The following is a 23,305-nucleotide window of genomic DNA, read 5'->3' as shown; positions in this document are numbered from 1 at the left end:
CCACGAAAAGTGTCATCACCCGCGAAAGCGGGTGATCCAGTATTCCAGAGGCAGCGAGGCTAGAACTGTGACGCGCGGCGTACCGGATGCCCCGCTTTGGCGGGGCATAACAGCGGAGGGGTTTGAACTTCCCGCATCCATCCGGCGACTAACGCCAAGCGCTCTTGCCATCGCGGCCGGGCCTGGGGACATTTCATGGAAAGCATTCGGCCCGACACCACCGACCCGATACCGCTGCGACCCGCGCCGAACCAGTTCGGCACGATCATGCTGCGTTTTGTCGGATTGCTGGCGGTTGCGATCGCGATATTGGCGTTCGTCTATAGCCGCTGAGGCGGAGGCCGCGGAGTTAACGAAATCTTACCGGGCGGCTTCCACGGTCGAAGCTTCCAGGGTGTAGGCGCCGTCGGCATAGCCCTTCACCACCATGCCGGCCACCAGCATCACGGCCAGCGTCGCGGTAGCAAAGATGAATCCGACCAGCTTGAGTGCGCCGCGGTCTGCCATGGTCCTCGTCCCCTGTACTCTGCCCAGTTCGTTCAAATAGACAGCGACAGGTTCATAATTGGTTAGCAACTCGATGGTTCCGCGCATTGCTTCGCGGGAAAACCATGTTGCGCAGGCTTATGGCAGCCACCCGGAATCGCGTCCATAGCGCGGGGGCAACACTCGCGCGCTGTTTTCGCCGTTCATCCTGGAACGAATCTAACCGCCGTTCACACGCATCGGCACGAAGGCGGTTGCGGTGATGGCGTAGACGTCCTCGCCGCGCTGGTTGGTGCCGGTGGTGCGCGCGGTCAGGATGCCCCAACCGGGTCGCGAGGCGGAGCTGCGCTTGTCGATGACGACGTTGACGTAGGTGACGATGTCGCCGGCGAGCACTGGCCTGATCCAGCGCAGGTCGCGAAAGCCCGGCGACGGGCCCCACACCGCGACCTCCTCGCCGCGCGAAGCGGCTTCCCGCGCCAGGCGCTGGCCGTCGGCGACAAGCAGGCTCATGCAGGCCGACCCGACGTGCCAGCCCGAGGCCGCGAGCCCGCCAAACAAGGAGTTCTTGCCCTCCTCCTCGTCGAGGTGAAAACGCTGCGGATCGAACTTTGCGGCGAATGTCTTGATCGACTCGGCCGTGAACGTATAGGCGCCGATCTCACGGCGATGCCCAATCTCGATCTCCTCGAAAAACGGCATCAGACCGCCCCTTCGCGCCGCTTGATCAGGATCGGCGACGTCATCTCGCACAGCGCATCACCCCCGGCGTTGCGCACGGTGCATTTGAATTTGACGATGCCGAGCTCCGGGCGGCTCTTCGAGGTGCGGGCCTCCACGACGTCGACTTCGAGCATGAGATCGTCGCCGGGTCTGAGCGGCGACAGCCACCGCACTTCGTCGACGCCGGGAGATCCCAGCGAAGCGGCGCGGGTGATGAAACCGTCCGCCATCATCCGCATCATCAGCGAACAGAGATGCCAGCCCGAGCCGGACAGGCCGCGCAGCATGCTTTTGCTGGCGGCGTCCTCGTCGAGGTGCATCGGCTGCGGATCGAACTCGGCGGCAAAGGCCACGATCTCGTCGCGCGTGACATGGCGCGGGCCGAATGTTCCGAACCGGCCGGGCGGGAAATCTTCGAAGGTCAGGGTCATCTTGGGAAAGGTTTGAGGGAACGACAGATTGTGGCCGCACTTTGCGGCAATCTCAACCCGCCGGCCCGCATGGCTCGTGCTACATTCGGCGCGCCGGCGTCGGTCTTGAGTCGGATCGAGCAGGGGCCACGATCCATTTGCAAGGCCCGACAACACCTGAATTGCCCTGGGGAGAGCAATGTTTTCATTCAGCGACCTGTTTCAATGGGACCGCTTTATCACGCCGACGATCATCAAGACCTTCTACTGGCTGGTGATCGCGCTGATCTGCCTGTTCGGCCTCTCCGGCATCTTCTCCGGCCTCGCAATGATGGCGATCAGCCCGTTCGGCGGCTTCCTGATGCTGCTGTCGTCGATCGCGAGCGTCGTCGTCGGAATCGTGTTCTCGCGCATTCTCGCCGAGCTGATCCTGATCATCTTCCGCATCAACGAGCATCTTGGCGCGATCAGGGATCAGGGCGGCGGGGTGCGGTAGGGCGTTTCCGGGGCACGAACTCCAGCGTCTTACGTGTTGAACCTGAAATGCATCACGTCGCCGTCGGCGACGACGTATTCCTTGCCTTCGAGGCGGAGCTTGCCGGCATCGCGGGCGCCGGCTTCGCCGCCGAGCGCGACGTAGTCCTCATACGCGATGGTCTCGGCGCGGATAAAACCCTTTTCGAAATCGGTGTGGATCACACCGGCGGCGCCCGGCGCCTTGGTGCCGCGATAGATGGTCCAGGCGCGCGCTTCCTTCGGGCCCACCGTGAAATAGGTGATGAGGTCGAGCAGCGTGTAGCCGGCGCGGATCAGGCGATCGAGGCCGGCCTCTTCGAGACCCAGCGTCTCCAGGAAGTCGGCGCGTTCGTCGCGCGAAATGGTGGCGATCTCGGATTCGATTTTTGCCGAGATGACGACCGCAATGGCGCCTTCCTTGGCAGCCTGGTCCTGCACCGCCTTCGAGAACGAATTGCCTGATGCGGCCGAGCCTTCCTCGACGTTGCAGACGTAGAGCACGGGCTTGGACGACAGCAGGCCGAGCATCCCGAAGGCGCGCTCCTCCTCCACCTTGCGCTCGACGAGGCGCGCGGGCTTGCCTTCGCGCAGCAGCACCAGCGTGCGATTGACGAGGTCGAGCTGCTCCTTGGCGTCCTTGTCGTTGCCCTTGGCCTTCTTGGACAAATTGTCGACGCGCTTCTCGAGGCTGTCGAGATCGGCGAGCATCAGCTCGGTCTCGATGGTCTCGATATCGGCGAGCGGGGCGATCTTGCCTTCGACATGGGTAATGTCGGAGTCCTCGAAGCAGCGCACGACATGCGCGATGGCGTCGACCTCACGGATGTTGGCGAGGAACTGGTTGCCGAGGCCTTCCCCCTTGGACGCGCCGCGCACGAGGCCGGCGATGTCAACGAAGGTCAGCCGGGTCGGGATGATCTGGCCCGACTTGGCGATCGCTGCGAGCTTATCGAGCCGCGGATCCGGCACCGCGACCTCGCCGACATTCGGCTCGATCGTGCAGAACGGATAGTTCGCCGCCTGCGCCGCGGCCGTCTCGGTCAGCGCGTTGAACAAGGTCGACTTGCCGACATTGGGCAACCCGACGATCCCGCATTTAAATCCCACGAGCGTTATTCCTTGCCGTTGTCGTCCTTGGTCAAAAATCCCTTCGCCTGCATGGCGAGGTGCACCCTGTTGGCGAAGGTCGCGTCCGTGCCTTTGGCAACCAATGCCGCGTGCTCGGCCACCGCTTCGCAGAGCGTCGCCACCCACTCGTTGTCCGCTTTGGCGAAGTCCGACAGCACATGGCCGTGCACCAATTCCTTGACGCCGGGATGACCGATGCCGAGCCGCACCCGGCGGTACTCGTTGCCGATATGGGCGGAGATCGAGCGCAGGCCGTTGTGGCCGGCGATGCCGCCGCCGATCTTCACCCGCACCTTGCCCGGCGGCAGTTCGAGTTCGTCATGGAATACGGTGACGTCGCCCGGCGCGATCTTGAAGAAGCTTGCCGCTTCCTGAACGCTGCGGCCGGAATCATTCATGTAGGTCATCGGCTTGAGCAGGATCACGCGCTCAGTGCCGAGCGTGCCTTCCGAGGTCTCGCCCTGAAACCTGCGGCGCCAGGGTGCGAAACCATGACGCCGCGCGATCTCGTCGACGGCCATGAAGCCGACATTGTGCCGGTTACGTGCGAATTTCGGGCCGGGATTGCCGAGCCCAACAAACAGTCGCATGACGCGGCGCGCCCCTCGCTCGGCGCGCGGTCAGGGACCGCGCGCCAGCTTTGAGAGATTACTTCTTCTTGTCGCCGCCGGCGGGAGCCTTGGCAGCCGGGGCCTTGGCAGCCGCTGCCGGAGCAGCACCCGCAGCAGGAGCGGCAGTACCAGCCGCCGGAGCAGCAGCACCTGCAGCCGGAGCAGCAGCCGCGGCCTTCAGCTCTTCGGCGTAGCCGGACGGCGGCACGATGGTGACGAGGGTCGCGTCCTCGGCGGTCAGCGCCTTTACGCCTGCCGGCAGCTTGATGTCAGAGAGATGCAGCGAGTGGCCGATTTCGAGCGAACCGACGTCAGCCTCGATGAACTGCGGGATGTTCTCCACGCCGCACTCGAGCTCGATCGCGTGCGCAACGATGTTCACGGCGCCGCCGCGCTTCACGCCGGGCGAACCTTCAGCCTTCACCACGTGCAAGGGAACGCTGATGCGGATGGTGGCGCCTTCGCCGAGCCGCATGAAGTCGACGTGGATCGGGAAATCCTTGACCGGATCGAGGTGGTAGTCGCGCGGAATCACGCGGTGCTTGTTGCCTTCGAGGTCGATGTCGACCAGCGTGGTCAGGAACCGGCCGGCGAGGATGCGCGAGCGCAGTTCGCGATCGTCAACCGAGATGGTCAGCGGGGGCTGGTTGTTGCCGTAGATCACTCCGGGCACTCTCCCGGCGCGACGCTCAGCCCGGGCGGCCCCCTTGCCGCTCTTCGGACGTGCGGTCGCCTTCAATTCCTTGACGGTCGCCATAACGTTAAGTCCTTGTTTTTGCAAAAGTTAATGGGCCGCAACGCGGCCCATGGCATACGCCGCAGCAAGCCTCCAGGGGTGCGGGGGCTGCGGACGTGGCGGGCTTTTACCCGGAAGACGCGGAAATAACAAGGAGAATGGGCGGCCGGAAGGAACCGGATCGCCCGGACGGAGCCGGCGGAGTTACCCGCCGAGCTTGGCCTCCAGCGCCGCGATGCGCGCCTTCAGAGCCTCGTTCTCCTCGCGCGCCAGGCGCGCCATATCCTTGACCGCCTCGAACTCCTCGCGCTTGACCAGGTCCATGTCGCGCAGGAATTTTTCGGCTTGGGTGCGCATCACCGTGTCGAACTCGCGCTTGACGCCCTGCGCGGCGCCGGCGGCATCGTTCATCAGGCGGCCGATCTCGTCGAAAAACCGGTTGTTGGTCTGGGTCATGTCGGTCTCCTGGCGGCTTTCGATGAACTCTGCGCGAACGCGCGGGGAGACAATGGCAATCCGATTGGGCAGGTTCAAGGGCCGATCGGCGGTATCCTTGTCATGCCCCGGTTTCCTTGCAATCGTATTCAACGTCCCTGCATAAGAAGAATCACAAAAGGCGCTCGAGATGATCGATCAGCAGATCGCGATCCCCACCAAGGACGGTCACACCGCAACCTTCATCAGCCATCCCGAACGCGGCGGGCCGTTTCCGGTCATCCTGTTCTACATGGACGCGCCGGCGATCCGCGAAGAGCTGCGCGACATGGCGCGCCGGCTCGCAACATCGGGCTATTACGTGATGCTGCCGAACCTCTATTACCGCTCCGGCGTGATGGAGCTCGGCGCGCTGCCGGCCGATCCGAACGCCCCGGAACGCAAGCGCATGTTCGCGCTGATGGGATCGCTCACGATCGCCATGATCATGGACGACACGCGGGCGTTGCTCACCTATGCCGAGGGCCAGGCGGCCGCGAACACCAAACTGATCGGTACAGTCGGCTACTGCATGAGCGGCCGCTACGCCGTCAACGCCGCCACGCATTTCCCTGATCGCGTCAAGGCCGCCGCCTCGGTCTACGGCACGCAGCTCGCAACCGACCAGGACGACAGCCCGCATCTCGCGGCAGCCAAGACCAAGGCCGAACTCTACTTCGCCTGCGCCGAGACCGACATCTACGCGCCCGCCGAGATCATCGAGAAGGTGAAGCAGGGCATGAGCGGCGCCAAAGCCGAAGTCGAGATCTATCCCGGCACCCATCACGGCTTCGCCTTCCCCAAGCGTCCGGTCTATCACCGCGACGCCGCCGAGCGGCATTGGGAGCGTCTGCTGGCGCTCTATCGCCGCAATCTCGTCCAGACATAGAAGGCGCGATGCAACTTCTGCTCATCGACTTTCCCGCCTTCAAGCCGATCGCGATCGAGATCGGCCCGTTCGCGATCCGCTGGTATGCCCTGGCCTATATCTGCGGCATCGTGTTCGGCTGGTTCTATGCGCGCTCGCTCCTGAAAAGGGAGCGGCTGTGGGGCGGCCCGGCGCCGATGTCGCTGGTGCAGATCGACGACTTCATTCTGTGGGTCACGCTCGGCATCATCCTCGGCGGCCGCACCGGTTATGTGCTGTTCTACAACCTGCCCTTCTTCATCGACCATCCCGCCGCGATTTTCAGGCTGTGGGAAGGCGGCATGTCCTTCCACGGCGGCTTCCTCGGCTGCGTCGTCGCGGTGATGTGGTTCGCCTATCGCAACCGCATCTCGATCCTGTCGCTCGGCGACATCACCACCGCCGTCGCTCCGGTCGGGCTGCTGCTCGGCCGCATCGCCAATTTCATCAACGGCGAATTGTGGGGCCGCGCCGCCGACCCGGAGCTGCCCTGGGCGATGATCTTCCCCAATGATCCCACCCAGCTGCCACGCCATCCGAGCCAGCTCTACGAGGCCGGCATGGAGGGCATTTTGCTGTTTGCCGCCCTCGCGATCATGATCCGCTTCGGCGCCCTGAAACGGCCGGGCATGATCCTCGGCGCCTTCATCCTGATCTATGGTTTGAGCCGGATCGCCGGCGAGCATTTCCGCGAACCGGACGTCCAGCTCGGCTTCCTCTGGGGCGGATTAACCATGGGCATGCTGTTGTCGATCCCGATGCTTATTGTAGGCCTCATACTTATTGTATTGGCAGTGAGGCGCGGTGCGCCCGAGCCCGTAGGGGCTATTCGTTAATTCCTTTTGAGAAGATAGGCCGTGACCGACCAGCCGTTACTCGACGAGATCAAGGCGCTGATCAAATCCTCGGGCCCCATGCCGGTCTGGCGGTACATGGAACTGTGCCTGATGCATCCGCGCTATGGCTACTACGTCTCGCGCGATCCGTTGGGACGAGAAGGCGACTTCACCACTGCGCCGGAGGTCAGCCAGATGTTCGGCGAGCTCTTGGGCCTGTGGACCGCCTCGGTGTGGAAGCAGATGGGCTCGCCGCAATTCCTGCGGCTGATCGAGCTCGGCCCCGGCCGCGGCACCATGATGGCCGACGCCCTGCGCGCGCTCCGCGTGCTGCCGCCGCTCTACCAGGCGCTCCACATCCACATGGTCGAGGTCAATCCCGTCCTCCGCGAGCGGCAGAGTGCGACGCTGTCGGGCGTGCGCAACATCGCCTGGCACGACAGCATCGACGACGTGCCCGAGGGACCGAGCATCATCCTCGCCAACGAATATTTCGACGTGCTGCCGATCCACCAGATGGTCCGACACGAGAACGGCTGGCACGAGCGCGTGATCGAGGTCGACGCCAACGGAAAACTTCAATTCGGCGCGGCGGCCGAGCCGACGCCGCGCTTCGAGGTGTTGCTGCCGCCTCTGGTGCGCGCCGCGCCCGTCGGGGCCGTGTTCGAATGGCGGCCCGATGCCGAGATCATGAAGCTCGCCAGCCGCGTGCGCGACCAGGACGGCGCGGCGCTGATCATCGATTACGGTCATCTGCGCAGCGATGCCGGCGACACCTTCCAGGCGATCGCGCGCCACACCTTCACCGATCCCCTGAAGGCGCCGGGCCAGGCCGACGTCACAGCCCATGTCGACTTCCAGGCGCTCGCGCGCGGGGCGGAGGACGTCGGCGCCCGCGTGCACGGGCCGGTGACGCAGGGCGATTTCCTCAAACGCGTCGGCATCGAGACCCGTGCAGCCGCCTTGATGCAGAAGGCGGCGCCTGACGTCGCCACCGACATTTCGATCGCGCTCAAGCGCCTGACCGAAACCGGGCGCAGCGGCATGGGTTCGATGTTCAAGGTGCTCGGCATCTCCGAGCCGCGGCTGACGGGCCTTGCGGGACTCAGCGATCTCGAACGCGCCGGAGACGATTCATGACGCTTGCCTCCTCGCTGCTGTCCGCGGTGCCCGGCCTGCGCCACGCCTTCTTCACCCGCGAGGGCGGCGTCTCGGGCGGCATCTATTCCGCGCTGAACGGCGGGCTCGGCTCCAATGACGACCAGGCCCTTGTTGCGGAGAACCGCCGCCGCATGGCCGAGCATGTCGGCGTCGCACCCGAACGCTTTCTCAGCCTGCACCAGATCCATTCGCCCGACGTGCTCGTGGCCGAAGCTCGGTGGCCGAGCGGGCCGCGGCCGAAGGGCGATGCGCTGGTGACGAAGGTGCCCGGCATCGCGCTCGGCGTCTCCACCGCCGATTGCGGACCGGTGCTGTTCGTCGATCCCAATGCGGGCGTGATCGGCGGCGCGCATGCCGGCTGGAAGGGTGCGCTCACCGGCGTGCTGGAGCAGACCATTTCGGCGATGGAAAAACTCGGCGCCTCGCGGAGCCGCATCATCGCCGCGATCGGCCCGCTGATCCGCCAGGACAGTTATGAAGTCGGCAACGAGTTCGTGGCGCGCTTCATCGAGGCGGATGGAGACAACGCCATGTTCTTCATCCCGTCGGTGCGCGAGGGACACGCGATGTTCGACCTCGCCGGCTTCATCCGCAAGCGTCTGGAAGCCGCGGGCATCCTGATGATCGACGATCTCGGTCTGGACACCTACGCCGACGAACGCTTCTTCAGCTACCGCCGCTCGGTACATCGCAAGGAGCCGGATTACGGCCGCCACGTTCACGCGATCGCGCTCGAAGCGTGAACACAAAGGCAACCCCGTGTCATTCCGGGGCGATGCCTGCGCGCGATGATAGTGGCCTGTGGCGCCCCCGCCCTAGACGTTAATGCGTTTTAACGATATCGCTGCCCTCCATAATGAGGGACGCGTCATTCATCTTGCGCCGCGCGGGTTCGCGCGTGCTCGCGGTCATGCTGCTGACGGCGGCGGCCGCGCTTGGCGGCTGTGCCGGTGGCGGTGGCGCCGCGAACTCCTATGCGATGGCGCCGAGCGCCGGCTCGGGGGCGACAGTCGCGTTCGAATCGATCGATGGGCCGCCGCCGCAAGTGTTCGACCGCATGGTCGGCGTGCTCGACAGCGAATCCAAGCTGCGCAGCCTGTCCGTGGTCTCCCGCGAGGGGACGGCTGCCTACCGCGTGCGCAGCTACCTCTCCGCCCAGATCGTTCGTGGCAAGACCGTGATCGCCTGGGTCTGGGACGTCTACGACGCCAACCAGCAGCGGGCGCTGCGCCTTTCAGGCGAGGAACCGACCGCGGCCAAGGGCGGCCGGGATCCTTGGGGCGCGGCCGACGACCTCGTGCTGCGGAAGATCGCCCAGGCCGGATTCAGCGGACTTTCCAACATGATCAACGGCACGCCGGATGCGCCGAACTCGGCTCCCGGCTTGCGCGGGCCGGCCGTGGCGAGCGTGATCCCGGAGGCTCCATTGGCCGACATGCCGGCCTCGGCGCTCGGCTATGCCGAGCGCTAACCCCCGCGAAACCACGGCCCCGTTTTCCGGCCAAACCGTTGGCCGGACTCGGGATTTCGCAGGGAAAACGTAGTGCCCCGGGTTGCCATTGCAGCCCCCGGCCTGATATTTCCTCGCCCGTCGTAACCGTGCTTCCAGTGGGTATTGTTTGATGTTGAACATCGTGTCCAGCAAAGCGCGGGAGGAAGCGTCCATGTCGGCCAAGAACGGCTCCATCAAGCTCGTCGCCGGCAACTCCAATCCGGCTCTCGCTCAGGCCATCGCGCAAGGTCTCGACCTGCCGCTGACCAAGGCGGTGGTACGGCGCTTCGCCGACATGGAGATCTTCGTCGAGATCCAGGAGAACGTGCGCGGCTCGGATGCCTTCGTCATCCAGTCGACCTCGTTTCCGGCGAACGACCATCTGATGGAATTGCTGATCATCACCGACGCACTGCGCCGCTCCTCGGCGCGCCGCATCACCGCGGTGTTGCCCTATTTCGGCTACGCCCGGCAGGACCGCAAATCGGGTTCGCGCACGCCGATCTCGGCAAAACTCGTCGCCAATTTGATCACCCAGGCTGGCGTCGACCGCGTCATGACGCTCGACCTGCATGCCGGCCAGATCCAGGGCTTCTTCGACATCCCGACCGACAATCTCTACGCAGCGCCGCTGATGGTGCGCGACATCAAGGACAAGTTCGACCTCTCCAGGACCATGGTGATCTCGCCCGACGTCGGCGGCGTGGCGCGCGCACGCGGCCTCGCCAAGCGCATCAACACCCCGCTCGCGATCGTCGACAAGCGCCGCGAGAGGGCGGGTGAATCCGAGGTCATGAACGTGATCGGCGACGTCGCCGGCTACACTTGTATCTTGATCGACGACATCGTGGACTCCGGCGGCACGCTGGTGAACGCCGCTGACGCGCTGATCGCCAAGGGCGCCAAGGACGTCTACGCCTACATCACCCACGGCGTGCTCTCCGGCGGCGCGGCGGCCCGGATCACGAACTCCAGGCTGAAGGAGCTGGTGATCACCGACTCGATCCTGCCGACGGATGCGGTGAGCAAGGCCCCGAACATCCGCACGCTGCCGATCGCCAGCCTGATCTCCGACGCGATCGCGCGCACCGCGGCGGAAGAGTCGGTGTCGAGCCTGTTTGACTGAGGTTTTCGCCTCTGGCCGCTTGCGGAAAATCGTAGGGTGGGCAAATGCGCAACGCGCCGTGCCCACCTTTTTTGTGGCCATGAAGACGGTGAGCACGCTTCCGCCTTCGCTCGTCGAGCTCCGGCGGACAAGTCGCTTTGCCCCCTACGGCCTCACGCGCCGCCGCCCCCCGGGTTGTTGCCAACGAGCGCCCATGACATCATCCGAATCCCGAGTCATCTCTGCCCTCTGGATGCCCGATGCCACGCCGGAAATTTGCCTGGGAGAAGCTGTCGGATGATGAGTTGCTCAAGCAACGCCTCTCCAGCCTGAGGGTTACGGTCGAAGGCACCTGGCTCGAGGACTGCGTCAGAACGCTCTACGAGGAACTCGAGGAGCGCGGCATCCGGCTGCGGCCGCACACCTGGATGTCGAGCGAATGGTTCAGTCCGGGCGGCGTTCCCGGCATCGCCATTCCGTTCTATCTCGCTCATCCCCGCCTGATGAAGCTCGAGAAGAAGATGATGTTCGACGTCGAGGGCGGAACCTGGCGTGAATGCATGGCCATCCTTCGTCACGAAGCGGGCCATGCGATCCAGCACGGCTACCAGTTGCAGCGCCGCCGGCGCTGGCAGCAACTGTTCGGCCCGTCGTCGAAACATTATCCGCGCTATTACCGGCCCAATCCGGCCAGCCGGCGTTACGTCCAGCATCTGCGGCTGTGGTACGCGCAGAGCCATCCGGACGAGGATTTCGCCGAGACCTTTGCGGTGTGGCTGCGGCCGCGCTCGAACTGGCGAACGCGATATGCGGGCTGGCCGGCACTGAAGAAGCTTGAATATGTCGACGAGCTGATGGGCGAGATCGCGGGCAAGCGACCGCTGATCACGACGCGGGAGCGTGTCGATACGCTGGGTCGGCTCAGCCAGACGCTCGAAGAGCACTACAAGAAGAAGCAGGCGTTCTACGCCTTCACGCCCCCCAAGACCTACGACCGCGATCTCTCCCGGCTGTTTTCAGCCGATCCAAGGCACCACCGCTCAAAGCCGGCTTCAGCCCTGATCAGGCGCCACCGCTCCCAGATCAGGCAATTGGTCTCGCGATGGACCGGCGAGAATCAGCTTACACTCGATGCCGTGCTTGACGAGATGATCTCTCGTTGTCGCGAGCTCGATCTGCGTGCCGTCGGCCCTGAACAGAAGCTTGTTCTCGACTTCATCGTCCTCGTGACCGCCAAGACGATGCACACGATGTTTGGCCCGTCTCGACGAAAATGGATCGCGCTATGAGACGTCTACGCATTCTGGTGCTCATGCATCCGGACTTCGTGCCGCCGGACTCCAGCGACGGGCACACCGCGCAGGAAATCAACGCGTGGAAAACGGAATACGACGTGGTGAGTACCTTGCGCGCGGCGGGCCATGAGGTTCGCCCACTCGGCGCGCAGGAGGAAATCAAGCCGGTGCGCGAAGCTATCGAGGAATTCAAGCCGCACGTGGTGTTCACGCTGCTGGAGGAATTCCACAACAACGTCGCCTTCGACCAGCACATCGCGAGCTATCTCGAGCTGATGAAGGTCCCTTATACCGGGTGCAATCCGCGCGGCCTGACCCTCGCCCGCGGCAAGGATTTGTCCAAGACGCTGGTGCATCACCGCCGGATCGCCGCGCCGGCCTTTGCGGTCTTCCCGATGCGCCGCAAGGTGAAACGCCCGACACGCCTTGCGCTGCCGCTGATCGTCAAGAGCCTGAACATGGATGGCTCGTTCGGCATCTCGCAAGCATCGATCGTCGACACCGATGAGAAGCTGGCGGAGCGGGTTGCCTTCATCCACGAGCGGGTCGAATCCGCCGCCATTGCCGAGCAGTTCATCGAGGGGCGAGAGCTTTACGTCGGCGTGCTCGGCAACAACCGCTTGCGCGTTCTGCCGGTCTGGGAGCTGAAATTCGGCAGCATGGGCGGCCGCAGCTCACGGCACATCGCCACCGAGAAGGCCAAGCACGACACCGACTATCAGGAGAAGGTCGGCATCGTCGACGGACCTGCGAAGGATCTGGCGCCGGAAGTGACCGCCAGGATCCAGCGGGCCGCGAAACGCATCTACCGGGTGCTCGGCCTCGACGGCTATGCGCGCATCGATTTTCGTCTCACTGCCGACGGCACGCCATATTTCATCGAAGCCAATCCCAATCCCGAGATCGCCAAAAGCCAGGAGTTCGCCACGGCCGCTCTACATGACGGACTCAAATATCCGGCTCTCCTGCAGCGCATCCTGGCCCTCGGGATCAGCCGCGCCAAAGCGGGAGTCTCACTCGGCTGAGACGAACACGGCTGCGATCGCCCCTCATCCTTCGAGACGCGCTTTGCGCCGCTCGGGATGAGGGATGGTCGTTGCGCTGCGTTACACGATTCCCGCGGCGACCTGGCCGCGCAGGCGTTCGAGCCCGAGCAGTGTCTCCGCGCAGGCGGCTGCCACTTCGACGCCCTTGATGGCAAAATGCTTGCGGAAGAAATCGTAGTGCACCTCGGTCTCGTGGAATTGCTGCGGCGTCAGCACCGCGGAGAACACGGGCACCTCGGTGCGCAGCTGCACGTCCATCAACGCCTTGATCACGGTATCGGCGACGAACTCATGGCGGTAGATGCCGCCGTCGACGACGAGGCCGGCCGCGACGATCGCGGTGTAGCGTCGTGTCTTGGCCAGGATCTGCGCATGCAGCGGGATCTCGAACGAGCCCGGCACCTCGAACACGTCGACATGATTGAGGTGGCGCGCTTCTGCCTCCTTCGCGAAGGCGATGCGGGCCTCCTCGACCACGTCGCGGTGCCAGCAGGCCTGCACGAAGGCCACCCGCTGCGGTTTCGCGAAGCGCGGATGGTCGGGCACCGGATCTTGCGGAACCGGCGGTGGCGTTTGAGTTGGTTGGGACGTTTCGGCTTGGGGATCTTGCAACATCTGATTCATGGCTTTCCTCAGTTAAGGACCAGAATCAGGGCACACGGAACGACAAACAGCCGCATCCTGCGATGCGTCTGCCACCGACCGTTCTCTTTCATCCGGACTTTAACCGTCGGCTTCGGAGTTGCACCGAATCTGCTGACCCTTCCCCTCAGCAACAGACTTTGAGGAAGGCGCTCGCGGGCTTAGGCCTTACGGCCCTTACCGCCGGTGGGGACTTTCACCCCGCCCTGAGAACATCGGCCGCCCGGGATGAACGGCCTGACTGCAAATATGACGCCGGTTCGGGGCCGCGGCAAGCGGGTTCCGCATGGGAAAACCGCATGGTCCCATGCCGCCATGGCGGTCCAGGGGGCACGCGACGGAATTAGCGATTGGCAGGCCATCAAATCCGATTCCGATTTGTTCTTCCCGTTAATAATTGTGGCGGAGATGAGCTGTGGACGAACGAGTCCTGACTTGTGGACGGACTCGGCAGCCAGTTGCGCAGATTCCGCAAATCACATCAGTTGATCCGCGACAAGCCCGCGCTGATCCGAACGGATCGCCTTAGCAAGATTTAAGGGAGCGCGCGCCGGACCAACCGCGTGCGTATCAAAGACAACAAAAAGGCAAGAGGTCGAGACGGCATGTCCCTGCTCGAAGGCACTATCGATTCCAAAAACCATCCGCTCGCGGTGGTCGAGGATATCGCTGCCAGCAACAACTGGCCGTTCGAACGCTCCGGCGAAGACGAGCTCACGATTGTCTCCAAGGGGCAATGGACCGACTACCAGATCTCCTTCACCTGGATGGGCGAGATCGAGGCGCTGCATCTGGCCTGCGCATTCGACATGAAGATTCCGGTTGCGCGACGACCGGAGGTCCAGCGGCTCGTGGCCGCGGTCAACGAGCAGTTGTGGGTCGGGCACTTCGACCTGTGGACCACCACCGGCATGATCATGCACCGGCAGGCCCTGGTGCTGCCGGGCGGGCTCATCGCCTCCACAGGCCAATGCGAAGCCATGCTCGCCGGCGCCATCCACGCCTGCGAACGCTATTTCCCGGCATTTCAGTTCGTGGTGTGGGCCGGCAAGTCCACGGCGGAGGCCATGGACGCGGCCATGTTCGACACCGTGGGCGAGGCGTAAGCGCACTCTCGAGGCGGCGAGTGAGCCCGGCTTTCTCCCATCGTCGTCCTGGCGAAAGCCAGGACCCCTACCGCGAGGTCTTTGCGTAGCTCGCGATGCTTGTTGCCCTGCCATCCTTCGACTAGAACCAGCCGTGGTAATGGGTCCTGGCCCCCGTGCGCAATTGCGCACTAGGCCAGGACGACGGCGGTGGCGACAGCGATGGCGAACAGCACTCTCGAGAACATCACCGGCACCATCCTGCTCGCCGGCGCCGGCAAGATGGGCGGCGCGATGCTGACCGGATGGCTTTCGGGCGGGCTCGATCCGCGCCGCGTCGCGGTGATCGATCCGCACATCTCGGCCGAGATCACCGCACTTGCCGCCAAGGGCATCGCGCTCAATCCTGATGCGACGACGGCAGGCCAGGTCGAGACGCTGATCGTCGCGGTGAAGCCGCAAATGTTCCGCGAGGCCGGCGCCAAGCTGAAGCCGTTCGTCTCCGACAAGACCGCGGTGGTGTCGATCATGGCGGGAACCACGATCGCCTCGTTGGAAGAGGTCTGCGGGGGGGCGGTGGTGCGCGCGATGCCGAATACGCCGGCGGCGATCGGTCGCGGCATCACGGTGGCTGTCGCCGCGAACAATGTCAGCGCGCAGCAACGCGCGGTGGCCGATGCGCTGCTACGCGCTACCGGCTCGGTCGAATGGGTTGAGAATGAGAGCCTGATGGACGCGGTGACAGCAGTGTCCGGCTCTGGCCCGGCCTATGTGTTTTTGCTGGCCGAAGAGCTCGCGCGCGCCGGTGTCGAGGCGGGATTGCCCGAGGCGCTCGCGACAAAACTCGCGCGCGAAACCGTCGCCGGCTCGGGTGAACTTCTCCACCAGTCGGAGCTTGCCTCCGGCACGCTGCGCCAGAACGTCACCTCGCCCGGCGGCACCACGGCCGCGGCACTCGGCGTGCTGATGGGCGAGCCCGGCCTGCGCGAGCTGATGATCCGCGCGATCGCGGCGGCGACGCAGCGGTCGAAGGAATTGGCGAAGTGATCCTCATGGTGAGGAGGCGCGAAGCGCCGTCTCGAACCATGCAGGCCCGGCTGTCGCCTGTGGCCATCCTTCGAGACGACCGCTGCGCGGTCTCCTCAGGATGAGGGCAAAGCAAGCGGCTCCTATGTCGCGCCCAGCCGCTTGTTGAACATCGCCACATTGACGAGCCCGCGCGCGTGGCGCCCTTCGCCGAGTTTTCGCGGGCCCTCGAAGGCCTCGACCTCGAAGCGGATGACGCGGCGCTCGACTGCGAAAACCTTGGCGGTGGTCCGCACCGTCGTACCGACGAGAGCTGCTGCAAGATGGCGGATATCGACCTCGGTGCCGACGGTGACCCAGCCGGGCTGAAGGACGCTGCGGATCGCATCGCCCGACGTCATTTCCATTTCCAGGATCATCATCGGCGTCGCATAGACCATCGGCATGCCGGGCACGAAATGCCCGACCGTGCGCTCCACCGGCACCACGAGCGTGCGCTCGGCGCTCATGCCGACCTTGATGTAGTCGCGTGCGTCCATGGGGCCTCCCCCCGTCGTCCTGGACAAGCGCAGCGAAGCGGAGCGCCGATCCAGGACCCATTACCCCGACTCAACATTGTCATGCGCGGTCTAAACCACGACCTGCTGCGACAACTGCCCCTTGGGGGAATGGGTCTTGGCTTTCGCCAGGACGACATTTGTGGTTGCCGAACCAGCGGCAGCTACTTCTTCGCAGCCGCCGCGCGCTCCACAAACGTCTTGCCGCCCTTCATCTTGTGGCGGAGCGGGGCCTCGTTGATCTGGATGACGACGGCGTCGGCATCGACGCCGAGATTCTTCACCAGCGCCTGGGTGATATCGCGCATCATGCCGGCCTTTTGTTCGTCGGTGCGGCCTTCGGCCATGCTGACAGTGATCTCAGGCATTTTTCTCTCCCTTGGGCCGAACACCGGCCATTGACGGGCGTTATCAAACAAGACGTGGATGTCCGGGACAAGCCCCAAACATGATAGTCTGCGTTGTCACGTCAGGTAGGCCCTGGACCAAGCGGATCGATGTCGTGCCATCTTAGCGTCTTTCTCACTTCTTCAACGAGACTAGACACCGGCACCTTCTGTTGAACCAATTTCTGCGTTTGCAAATAACGATCTCGGTCCTTCTCCACATCCGCTGTTGTAGAGCCGACCCAGAGATCCTTGATTATGACTTGAGGCCCATCGGGATCGTTCAGCTCGTCGGCTCCCTGAATTACTACGCAGGGCGAGTTCCGCCGATCAGCATATTTGAGCTGGTTGCCCATGTTCTTGGGATTGCCGAGATAGAGCTCGGCGCGAATGCCGGCGGTGCGCAGGCTTGCAACCATCTTCTGGTAGTCGGCGACGCGGTCGCGATCGAACACAGTAACGACAACGGGGCCGGGCTCCGGTTTTGTGTCGAGTTTGCCGAGGAGCGTCAGCGCCGCCTGCAGCCGGGATACGCCGATTGAGAAGCCGGTCGCCGGCACCGTCTCGCCGCGGAAGCGGGAGACGAGACCATCGTAACGCCCGCCGCCACCTACCGAACCGAAGCGCACGGGGCGGCCTTTTTCATCTTTAGTATCGAGCAGGAGTTCAACTTCAAAGACAGGGCCAGTGTAGTACTCCAACCCACGCACCACCGAAGGATCGATGCGAATACGCCCATCGTCGTAACCCGCAGCGGCTACAAGGGGAGCAAACACCTCAAGCATCTCATTCAAGGCATCTTCATACGGTAGGCGGCCCAGCCCGCCACTGGCGTCTGGCACTCCCTTCGTGTCCATTGTTATTTGATCAAGCGCGTGCTTGAGACTGTTGAGATCTTTGGCCACGACCACAGACAACACAGAAGCAATCTGTTTTTCGTTCAGCCCGGCTCCTTTTGTAAAGTCGCCGCTTTCGTCCTTGCGTCCCTCGCCAAGCAGCTTCTTTACTTCGTCGATCGGAAACTTGTCGGCCTTGTCGATCGCGCGTAGCACCGTAAGCCGTCGGCCAGCGTCGCTATCGCCATGGAGTCCAATCGCCTCCATCACCCCATCGAGAATCTTTCGGTTGTTCACCTTCACGACGTATTGGCCCCGCGCAATGCCCAGCGCCTCCATCGTGTCGGCCGCCATCATGCAGATCTCCGCGTCAGCCGCTGGCGTCGCCGAACCGACCGTGTCCGCATCGAACTGCATGAACTGGCGGAATCGGCCGGGGCCAGGCTTCTCGTTGCGGAAGACGTAGCCGACGCGATAGCTGCGGTAGGGCAGGACCAGACCGTCGGTCCCGTAGCGCTCGCCGACATAGCGCGCGAGCGGCGCGGTCAGATCGTAACGCAAGCTGATCCACTGCTCATCGTCGTCCTGGAACGAGAACACGCCCTCGTTCGGACGATCCTGATCCGGCAGGAACTTGCCGAGCGCGTCGGTGTATTCCATCGCCGGCGTTTCCACCGGCTCGAATCCGTAGAGCTCGTAGACAGCGCGGATCTTGTCCACCATCTCGCGCGTCGCCCGGATCGCGGCTGGATCGCGATCCTCAAGCCCGCGCGGCAGGCGCGCCTTCAGTTTCTGGGGTTTTTTAGGTTTTTCGGCCATGCGCGGCATTTACCAGCCGACGCGCGACGCGGCAACTGCCGGGTAGGCTCTTACGGCTGCTCCATCCGCGCCCGGAGCGCGTCGGCATCCGCTTTCGGCAGCGACTTCAGCGTTGGCTTGATGGTTTCGCCGCCGACGATCTTGCCGTTGCGCATGAACATCCAGTCCGAGATGTCGGCTTCAGTGAATTCGACCTTGTCGCCTGCCCGCTTGCCGGGCAGATCGCGTGGCTCGTTGGCGAAGAGGCCGGAATAGGCCCCGTTGGGTATCTTCTTCACCTCGGCCATCCAGATGTGCTCACCGCCTTTGCGGGTCGAAAAGTGCACCTTCAGGGCATGCCCTGTCTCCGATGGCTTCGGCGCCTCATAGGAGGCCCAGAAGGTCGGCAGCGTGCCGCGGGCGCGCGCGATCGCGGTGTTCATCTCCGGATCGGTGGTGCGCACGTCGACGACGGGCGAACGGCCCTCAGCGGAGACGTCCGGCTTGGGGCCGATGGTCAGAATGCCGAATACGGTGATGCCGGTGACCGCGGCAAGAACGACCCATTTCAGGGACTGGGGAAGAGTGGATGTCATGATCGCGATGTCCGGATGACTCGATGTCTGGGTATGCGAGGTCTTGGACTTTGTCGCACGATCATGGTGTCGCGTTCATGGCGAGAAAAGCCAACCAGCGATGCCCTTTTCCCCTCTCCCCTTGTGGGAGAGGGTGGCTCGCCGCGTAGCGGCGAGACGGGTGAGGGGTTCTATCCGCGAGTCCAACTGACCCTTGAACTCGCGGATAGAACCCCTCATCCGGCGCTTCGCGCCACCTTCTCCCACAAGGGGAGAAGGAAGAAGGGCCTCAATCCACCTTCCGGATCCAGTTGTGCGGATCGTTGGTGCGGCCGTACTGGATGTCGACGAGCTGCTTGCGCAGGCCCATGGCGATGGGGCCGGCGGCGCCGCCGCTGATCTCGAAATCGCCGCTCACCGAGCGCACCGTGCCGATCGGCGAGATCACGGCGGCCGTGCCGCAGGCAAACGCCTCCTTCAGCTTGCCGCTTGCCGCATCCTTGCGCCACTGGTCGAGCGAATACGGCTCCTCGCGCACGGTTTTGCCGGCGTCTTTGGCCAGCGCAATGATGGAGTCGCGGGTGATGCCGGGCAGGATGGTGCCGAGCGGCGGCGTCGAGAGCGAGCCGTCCTCGAACACGAAGAACACGTTCATGCCGCCGAGCTCTTCGATATAGCGGCGCTCGATCGCATCGAGAAAGACGACCTGATCGCAGCCGTGCTGGATCGCTTCGGCCTGCGCACGCAGGCTCGCGGCATAGTTGCCCCCGCATTTGACGGCGCCGGTGCCGCCGACCGCGGCGCGCGTGTAGTTCTCGGACACCCAGATCGAGACTGGCGCGGGGCCGCCCTTGAAGTAGGAGCCGACCGGCGAGGCGATCACCGCGAAAATGTATTCGGATGATGGCTTGACGCCGAGGAAGGTCTCGCTCGCGATCATGAAGGGGCGCAGGTAAAGGCTGCCTTCGCCGCCGGGCATCCAGGCGCGGTCGATGCGCACGACCTGCTCGACCGCCTCGATGAAGACGTCTTCAGGAAGCTGCGCCATCGCCATGCGGTCGGCCGAGTCCTTGAAGCGCCGTGCATTGGCGTCGGGGCGAAACAGGTTCACGCCGCCGTCATCGCGCTTGTAGGCCTTGAGGCCTTCAAAAATTTCCTGGGCGTAGTGCAGGACGGCGCCGGCCGGATCGAGCTGGAAATTGGCGCGGGCCTCGACGCGCGCCTCGTACCAGCCGCCCTTGGCCTGGTTGTAGCGGACCACTGCCATGTGGTCGGTGAAGACCCGCCCGAAACCGGGGTCGACCAGCTTGGCGACCCGATCCTTCTCGGAGGTCGGATTGGATGCGGGCTGGATGTCGAATTTCATGCTCATGTCCTTGCCTCCCGCTGCCGGTAGCGGCGCCGTTGTGGCACCCGCCTGCCCCGATTTGGGCCCGGCTGGCTCGATTGGTTTCTGGCCGGACCGCCGCCAGCCTTGTTACGGCCGGTTTCCGTGGCCAGCATGTCACCGAGGACATGCTTTTGCGGAAGACGGAAGTCCAGTATGTTTTGCCGAAATGCCGTTCGACAATCGCACGGTAGATCTGCTCCGGCCGTCTCCGCCTGTCCGGCCCACTGCGGCCGCCTTGCTTCGAATGCCCACCCGACGCGAAACGATCTAAAATTTCGTGCGGGCTGATCGTTTTGTAACATTGAGACCAAGATACGTCAATATGCCTGACATAAATTTCGCGACTCCTTCTCAAGACGCAGCCGGGCCGCGGCCGGCCGCAGACGACGGAGGCAATTTGCGCTGGGATATCATCGAACTGCTGTTCTTCGCCTATCGCGATTTTGTCGGCGATCCCGACCAGGAGCTGGAGGCGTTCGGCTTCGGCCGGGCCCATCACCGCGTCATGCACTTTGTCTATCGTTATCCCGGCCTCAAGGTCGCCGACCTCCTCGACGTCCTGCGCATCACCAAGCAATCGCTCGGCCGGGTGCTCAAGCAGCTCCTGGACGAGGGCTATATCGTGCAGAAGACCGGCGACAATGATCGCCGCCAACGCCTGCTGTTTGCGACACCGAAGGGCGAGGCGCTGGTGCAGAAGCTCGCCGGCCTCCAGACCACGCGCATCACCAAGGCGCTTGCCGAGATGGCGCCGCAGGATGCCGAGACCGTCAAGCGCTTCCTGCGCGCGATGATCGACCGCGACGATCCGGACAAGGTGCTCGAGACGATCTTTGCCACCGTCAATCAGGACAAGGAGTGACCGTGCCGCTCGCTGCCACGCTCGCACGCCCGCCGGCACGTCCCGCAGACGATGCCCCGCATCTCCTGCTGGTCGATGACGACCGCCGCATCCGCGATCTGCTCTCGCGCTTCCTTGCCGGCGAAGGCTATCGCGTCTCGACCGCCGCGAGCGCTAGCGATGCCCGTTCCAAGCTTTTGGGCCTGCACTTCGACCTCTTGATCCTGGATGTCATGATGCCCGGCGAGACCGGCTTCGATCTCGCCCGTTTCATCCGGACCTCGTCCTCGGTGCCGATCGTGATGCTGACGGCGCGGCATGAAGCCGAAGCGCGCATCGAGGGCCTGCAGATCGGTGCCGACGATTACGTCGCAAAGCCGTTCGAGCCGCGCGAGCTTGCGCTGCGCATCAACAACATCCTCAAGCGCGCCGCGCCGCCGCCACAGGCCACTGCGGTCGAGAAGATCGCGTTTGGCCCGTACATCTATCACCTCGACCGCGGCGAATTGCGCCAGGGCGAAGACGTCATTCACCTCACCGACCGCGAGCGCGAGATGCTGCGGATTTTGTCGGAGACACCGGGCGAGACCGTGCCGCGCAGCGCGCTGACCGGCAATGGCAGCGTCAACGAGCGCGCCGTCGACGTGCAGATCAACCGCCTGCGGCGCAAGATCGAGACCGATCCCGCCAATCCGCTGTTCCTCCAGGCCGTGCGCGGCATCGGCTACCGGCTGGTAGCCTCGCCATAAAGAGTGAACCGCCACCGATGAGCACGATCGATACCGGCCTGACGCTTTTGAAGAGCGCCGCCGGCCGCGTCTCCGCCGCCAATGGCTGGATGGGCAATGCGTTCAAGGGCTGGATGCCGACCGGCCTCTACGCGCGTGCGCTGCTGATCATGATCGTGCCGATGGTGATCCTGCAATCGGTGGTCGCCTTCGTGTTCATGGAGCGGCACTGGAACACGGTGACACGCCGCCTGTCGGCCGCGGTGGTGCAGGACATCGCCGCGCTGATCGACGTCTACAAGGGCTACCCGCAAGACAAGGATCGCGACCAGATCCGCCGCATCGCGCAGCAGCGCCTCGGCCTCGTCGTCGATTTCCTCCCGGCCGGCGACATGCCGCCGCCGGGACCAAAGCCGTTCTTCTCGCTGCTCGACCAGACGCTGTCGGTGCAGCTCGGCCGCCAGATCGGGCGCTCCTTCTGGATCGACACGGTCGGCCGCTCCAACCTCGTCGAGATCCGGATCCAGCTCGACGATGCCGTGATGCGCGTGTTCGCGCAGCGCAGCGCCGCCTATGCCTCGAACTCGGAGATCTTCCTGTTCTGGATGGTCGGCACGTCCTCGATCCTGCTGATCGTCGCGGTGCTATTCCTGCGCAACCAGATCAAGCCGATCCTGCGACTTGCCGACGCCGCCGAAAGTTTTGGCAAGGGCCGCGAGGCGCCGAATTTCCGCCCGCGTGGCGCGCGCGAGGTGCGGCGCGCGTCGGTCGCCTTCCTCGAAATGAAGTCGCGCATCGAGCGAACGATGGAGCAACGCACCGCGATGCTCGCCGGCGTCAGCCATGATCTGCGCACGATCCTGACGCGGTTCAAGCTCGAGCTGGCGTTGATCGGCGACAGCCCCGAAATGGAGGGCATGCGCAAGGACGTCGACGAGATGTCGATGATGCTCGAGGACTACCTCGCGTTTGCCCGCGGCGATTCCGGCGAGCAGTCGCAGCCGACCGACATGGCCCAGGCGCTCGAGGAGCTGCGCAGCGACGCCGAGCGCCACGGCCACACGGCGACCGTTGCGTTCAACGGGCTGCCCGTGGTCACGGTGAAGCCGGCCTCATTCAAGCGCTGCCTCGCCAACCTCGTCACCAACGCCGCCCGCTACGGCAAGAGCATCGCCATCACCGGCCAGCGCGATCACCGTTATTTGACCGTGACGGTGGACGATGACGGGCCGGGCATTCCCGCCCATCTGCGCGAAGAGGTGTTCAAGCCGTTCCTGCGGCTCGACAACGCCCGCAACCAGGACGAAGGCGGCACAGGTCTTGGCCTCGCGATCGCCCGCGACATCGCCCGCTCGCACGGCGGCGACATCACGCTTGGCGACAGTCCGATGGGCGGATTAAGGGCGAGCGTGCGGATACCGGTGTAGCTGCCTCTTCCCTTCTCCCCCTGTGGGAGAAGGTGGCGCGAAGCGCCGGATGAGGGGTCTCTCTCCGCGAATTCAAAGCGAAAAGAGT

At 64.1% G+C, this 23,305-nt stretch carries 27 protein-coding genes, 1 pseudogene and 1 riboswitch; of the genes and pseudogenes, 15 read left to right on the top strand and 13 right to left on the bottom strand.

Features of this window, described 5'->3' with window-relative positions; translation table 11 throughout:
• Positions 1-195 precede the first annotated feature (195 nt).
• Positions 196-333, top strand: coding sequence for a hypothetical protein (locus BcanWU425_RS07205; protein ID WP_007614812.1), 138 nt, complete (start codon positions 196-198; stop codon positions 331-333).
• A gap of 27 nt (positions 334-360) precedes the next feature.
• Here BcanWU425_RS07205 and BcanWU425_RS07200 read toward each other — a convergent pair whose 3' ends face one another.
• The 3 genes from BcanWU425_RS07200 to BcanWU425_RS07190 form a co-directional block, all read right to left on the bottom strand.
• Entirely contained in the window at positions 361-507 is a 147-nt protein-coding gene (locus BcanWU425_RS07200) for a hypothetical protein (protein WP_007596790.1), read from the bottom strand.
• Positions 508-705: 198 nt separating this feature from the next.
• The gene (locus tag BcanWU425_RS07195) at positions 706-1,188 is read right to left on the bottom strand and encodes a MaoC family dehydratase (RefSeq protein ID WP_018453526.1); all 483 of its coding nucleotides are present in this window, start codon (positions 1,186-1,188) and stop codon (positions 706-708) included.
• The gene (locus BcanWU425_RS07190; RefSeq protein WP_018453525.1) at positions 1,188-1,640 is read right to left on the bottom strand and encodes a MaoC family dehydratase; all 453 of its coding nucleotides are present in this window, start codon (positions 1,638-1,640) and stop codon (positions 1,188-1,190) included. The genes BcanWU425_RS07195 and BcanWU425_RS07190 overlap by 1 nt, the downstream gene beginning before the upstream one ends.
• A gap of 178 nt (positions 1,641-1,818) precedes the next feature.
• Between BcanWU425_RS07190 and BcanWU425_RS07185 the strand changes: the two genes are divergently transcribed.
• On the top strand, positions 1,819-2,115 hold the full coding sequence (locus tag BcanWU425_RS07185; RefSeq protein ID WP_018453524.1) for a DUF4282 domain-containing protein: 297 nt from the start codon (positions 1,819-1,821) through the stop codon (positions 2,113-2,115).
• Between the two features lie 29 nt (positions 2,116-2,144).
• Here the strand turns inward: BcanWU425_RS07185 and ychF are convergent, their stop codons facing one another.
• From ychF to BcanWU425_RS07165, 4 genes are all read right to left on the bottom strand, one after another.
• Positions 2,145-3,242 carry a redox-regulated ATPase YchF gene (gene ychF / locus BcanWU425_RS07180; protein WP_204512361.1) on the bottom strand — a complete coding sequence of 366 codons (1,098 nt, stop codon included), beginning with the start codon at positions 3,240-3,242 and terminating at the stop codon, positions 2,145-2,147.
• Positions 3,243-3,247: 5 nt separating this feature from the next.
• A complete protein-coding gene (pth, locus tag BcanWU425_RS07175; protein WP_204512362.1) occupies positions 3,248-3,853 on the bottom strand; it encodes an aminoacyl-tRNA hydrolase in 606 nt (201 codons plus the stop codon).
• Positions 3,854-3,911: 58 nt separating this feature from the next.
• The gene (locus BcanWU425_RS07170; RefSeq protein ID WP_085358102.1) at positions 3,912-4,631 is read right to left on the bottom strand and encodes a 50S ribosomal protein L25/general stress protein Ctc; all 720 of its coding nucleotides are present in this window, start codon (positions 4,629-4,631) and stop codon (positions 3,912-3,914) included.
• A 183-nt stretch (positions 4,632-4,814) separates the two neighbouring features.
• Positions 4,815-5,066, bottom strand: coding sequence for an accessory factor UbiK family protein (locus tag BcanWU425_RS07165; protein WP_007596812.1), 252 nt, complete (start codon positions 5,064-5,066; stop codon positions 4,815-4,817).
• A gap of 169 nt (positions 5,067-5,235) precedes the next feature.
• Between BcanWU425_RS07165 and BcanWU425_RS07160 the strand changes: the two genes are divergently transcribed.
• The 8 genes from BcanWU425_RS07160 (at position 5,236) to BcanWU425_RS07125 (ending at position 12,905) form a co-directional block, all read left to right on the top strand.
• The gene (locus tag BcanWU425_RS07160; protein WP_204512363.1) at positions 5,236-5,973 is read left to right on the top strand and encodes a dienelactone hydrolase family protein; all 738 of its coding nucleotides are present in this window, start codon (positions 5,236-5,238) and stop codon (positions 5,971-5,973) included.
• Between the two features lie 8 nt (positions 5,974-5,981).
• Positions 5,982-6,827, top strand: coding sequence for a prolipoprotein diacylglyceryl transferase (gene lgt / locus BcanWU425_RS07155; RefSeq protein ID WP_204512364.1), 846 nt, complete (start codon positions 5,982-5,984; stop codon positions 6,825-6,827).
• Positions 6,828-6,848: 21 nt separating this feature from the next.
• Positions 6,849-7,967, top strand: a complete 1,119-nt coding sequence (locus BcanWU425_RS07150; RefSeq protein ID WP_018453517.1) for a class I SAM-dependent methyltransferase — start codon at positions 6,849-6,851, stop codon at positions 7,965-7,967.
• Positions 7,964-8,731, top strand: coding sequence for a peptidoglycan editing factor PgeF (pgeF, locus tag BcanWU425_RS07145; protein ID WP_018453516.1), 768 nt, complete (start codon positions 7,964-7,966; stop codon positions 8,729-8,731). Before BcanWU425_RS07150 ends, pgeF begins: the two co-directional genes overlap by 4 nt.
• A gap of 113 nt (positions 8,732-8,844) precedes the next feature.
• Positions 8,845-9,459, top strand: a complete 615-nt coding sequence (locus BcanWU425_RS07140; protein ID WP_085358098.1) for a hypothetical protein — start codon at positions 8,845-8,847, stop codon at positions 9,457-9,459.
• Between the two features lie 193 nt (positions 9,460-9,652).
• Complete coding sequence (locus tag BcanWU425_RS07135; RefSeq protein ID WP_007614838.1) at positions 9,653-10,606, top strand: ribose-phosphate pyrophosphokinase; 954 nt, start codon at positions 9,653-9,655, stop codon at positions 10,604-10,606.
• Positions 10,607-10,845: 239 nt separating this feature from the next.
• Positions 10,846-11,874 carry a putative zinc-binding metallopeptidase gene (locus tag BcanWU425_RS07130; RefSeq protein ID WP_204512365.1) on the top strand — a complete coding sequence of 343 codons (1,029 nt, stop codon included), beginning with the start codon at positions 10,846-10,848 and terminating at the stop codon, positions 11,872-11,874.
• Positions 11,871-12,905, top strand: a complete 1,035-nt coding sequence (locus BcanWU425_RS07125; protein ID WP_007596826.1) for a D-alanine--D-alanine ligase family protein — start codon at positions 11,871-11,873, stop codon at positions 12,903-12,905. The genes BcanWU425_RS07130 and BcanWU425_RS07125 overlap by 4 nt, the downstream gene beginning before the upstream one ends.
• Before the next feature lie 81 nt (positions 12,906-12,986).
• Here the strand turns inward: BcanWU425_RS07125 and BcanWU425_RS07120 are convergent, their stop codons facing one another.
• Positions 12,987-13,550: a 6,7-dimethyl-8-ribityllumazine synthase gene (locus BcanWU425_RS07120; protein ID WP_026232546.1), complete on the bottom strand. Its 564-nt coding sequence runs from the start codon at positions 13,548-13,550 to the stop codon at positions 12,987-12,989.
• A 76-nt stretch (positions 13,551-13,626) separates the two neighbouring features.
• Positions 13,627-13,786: riboswitch (FMN riboswitch) on the bottom strand.
• A gap of 387 nt (positions 13,787-14,173) precedes the next feature.
• Here BcanWU425_RS07120 and BcanWU425_RS07115 point away from each other — a divergent pair.
• Positions 14,174-14,674, top strand: coding sequence for a type III secretion system chaperone family protein (locus BcanWU425_RS07115; RefSeq protein WP_204512366.1), 501 nt, complete (start codon positions 14,174-14,176; stop codon positions 14,672-14,674).
• Between the two features lie 201 nt (positions 14,675-14,875).
• Positions 14,876-15,700 (top strand): pyrroline-5-carboxylate reductase, encoded by an 825-nt coding sequence (gene proC, locus BcanWU425_RS07110; protein ID WP_204512367.1) that lies wholly within the window; start codon positions 14,876-14,878, stop codon positions 15,698-15,700.
• Positions 15,701-15,822: 122 nt separating this feature from the next.
• Here proC and BcanWU425_RS07105 read toward each other — a convergent pair whose 3' ends face one another.
• From BcanWU425_RS07105 to BcanWU425_RS07085, 5 genes and pseudogenes are all read right to left on the bottom strand, one after another.
• Positions 15,823-16,218 (bottom strand): thioesterase family protein, encoded by a 396-nt coding sequence (locus tag BcanWU425_RS07105; protein ID WP_204512368.1) that lies wholly within the window; start codon positions 16,216-16,218, stop codon positions 15,823-15,825.
• Positions 16,219-16,400: 182 nt separating this feature from the next.
• A complete protein-coding gene (locus BcanWU425_RS07100; RefSeq protein ID WP_008144861.1) occupies positions 16,401-16,604 on the bottom strand; it encodes a tautomerase family protein in 204 nt (67 codons plus the stop codon).
• 253 nt (positions 16,605-16,857) lie between these two features.
• Positions 16,858-18,277 (bottom strand): annotated as a pseudogene (gene hisS / locus BcanWU425_RS07095) (histidine--tRNA ligase); the annotation flags it as partial.
• Positions 18,278-18,327: 50 nt separating this feature from the next.
• Complete coding sequence (locus tag BcanWU425_RS07090; protein ID WP_204512370.1) at positions 18,328-18,852, bottom strand: YegJ family protein; 525 nt, start codon at positions 18,850-18,852, stop codon at positions 18,328-18,330.
• 268 nt (positions 18,853-19,120) lie between these two features.
• Complete coding sequence (locus BcanWU425_RS07085) at positions 19,121-20,203, bottom strand: branched-chain amino acid aminotransferase (RefSeq protein ID WP_204512371.1); 1,083 nt, start codon at positions 20,201-20,203, stop codon at positions 19,121-19,123.
• Between the two features lie 340 nt (positions 20,204-20,543).
• Here BcanWU425_RS07085 and BcanWU425_RS07080 point away from each other — a divergent pair, with 340 nt between their 5' ends.
• Genes BcanWU425_RS07080 through BcanWU425_RS07070 form a run of 3 tightly spaced genes read left to right on the top strand, consistent with a single transcriptional unit; the run spans position 20,544 to position 23,217 of the window.
• Entirely contained in the window at positions 20,544-21,083 is a 540-nt protein-coding gene (locus BcanWU425_RS07080; RefSeq protein WP_007596846.1) for a MarR family winged helix-turn-helix transcriptional regulator, read from the top strand.
• Entirely contained in the window at positions 21,080-21,811 is a 732-nt protein-coding gene (locus tag BcanWU425_RS07075) for a response regulator (protein WP_204512372.1), read from the top strand. Before BcanWU425_RS07080 ends, BcanWU425_RS07075 begins: the two co-directional genes overlap by 4 nt.
• 17 nt (positions 21,812-21,828) lie before the next feature.
• Positions 21,829-23,217 (top strand): ATP-binding protein, encoded by a 1,389-nt coding sequence (locus BcanWU425_RS07070; RefSeq protein WP_018453501.1) that lies wholly within the window; start codon positions 21,829-21,831, stop codon positions 23,215-23,217.
• Positions 23,218-23,305: the final 88 nt, after the last annotated feature.

It is taken from the genome of Bradyrhizobium sp. WU425, from assembly GCF_021052305.1.
Lineage (GTDB): Bacteria > Pseudomonadota > Alphaproteobacteria > Rhizobiales > Xanthobacteraceae > Bradyrhizobium > Bradyrhizobium canariense_D.
Note: the sequence above shows the minus strand (reverse complement) of the source record. Positions and strands in the feature narration are given on the sequence as shown.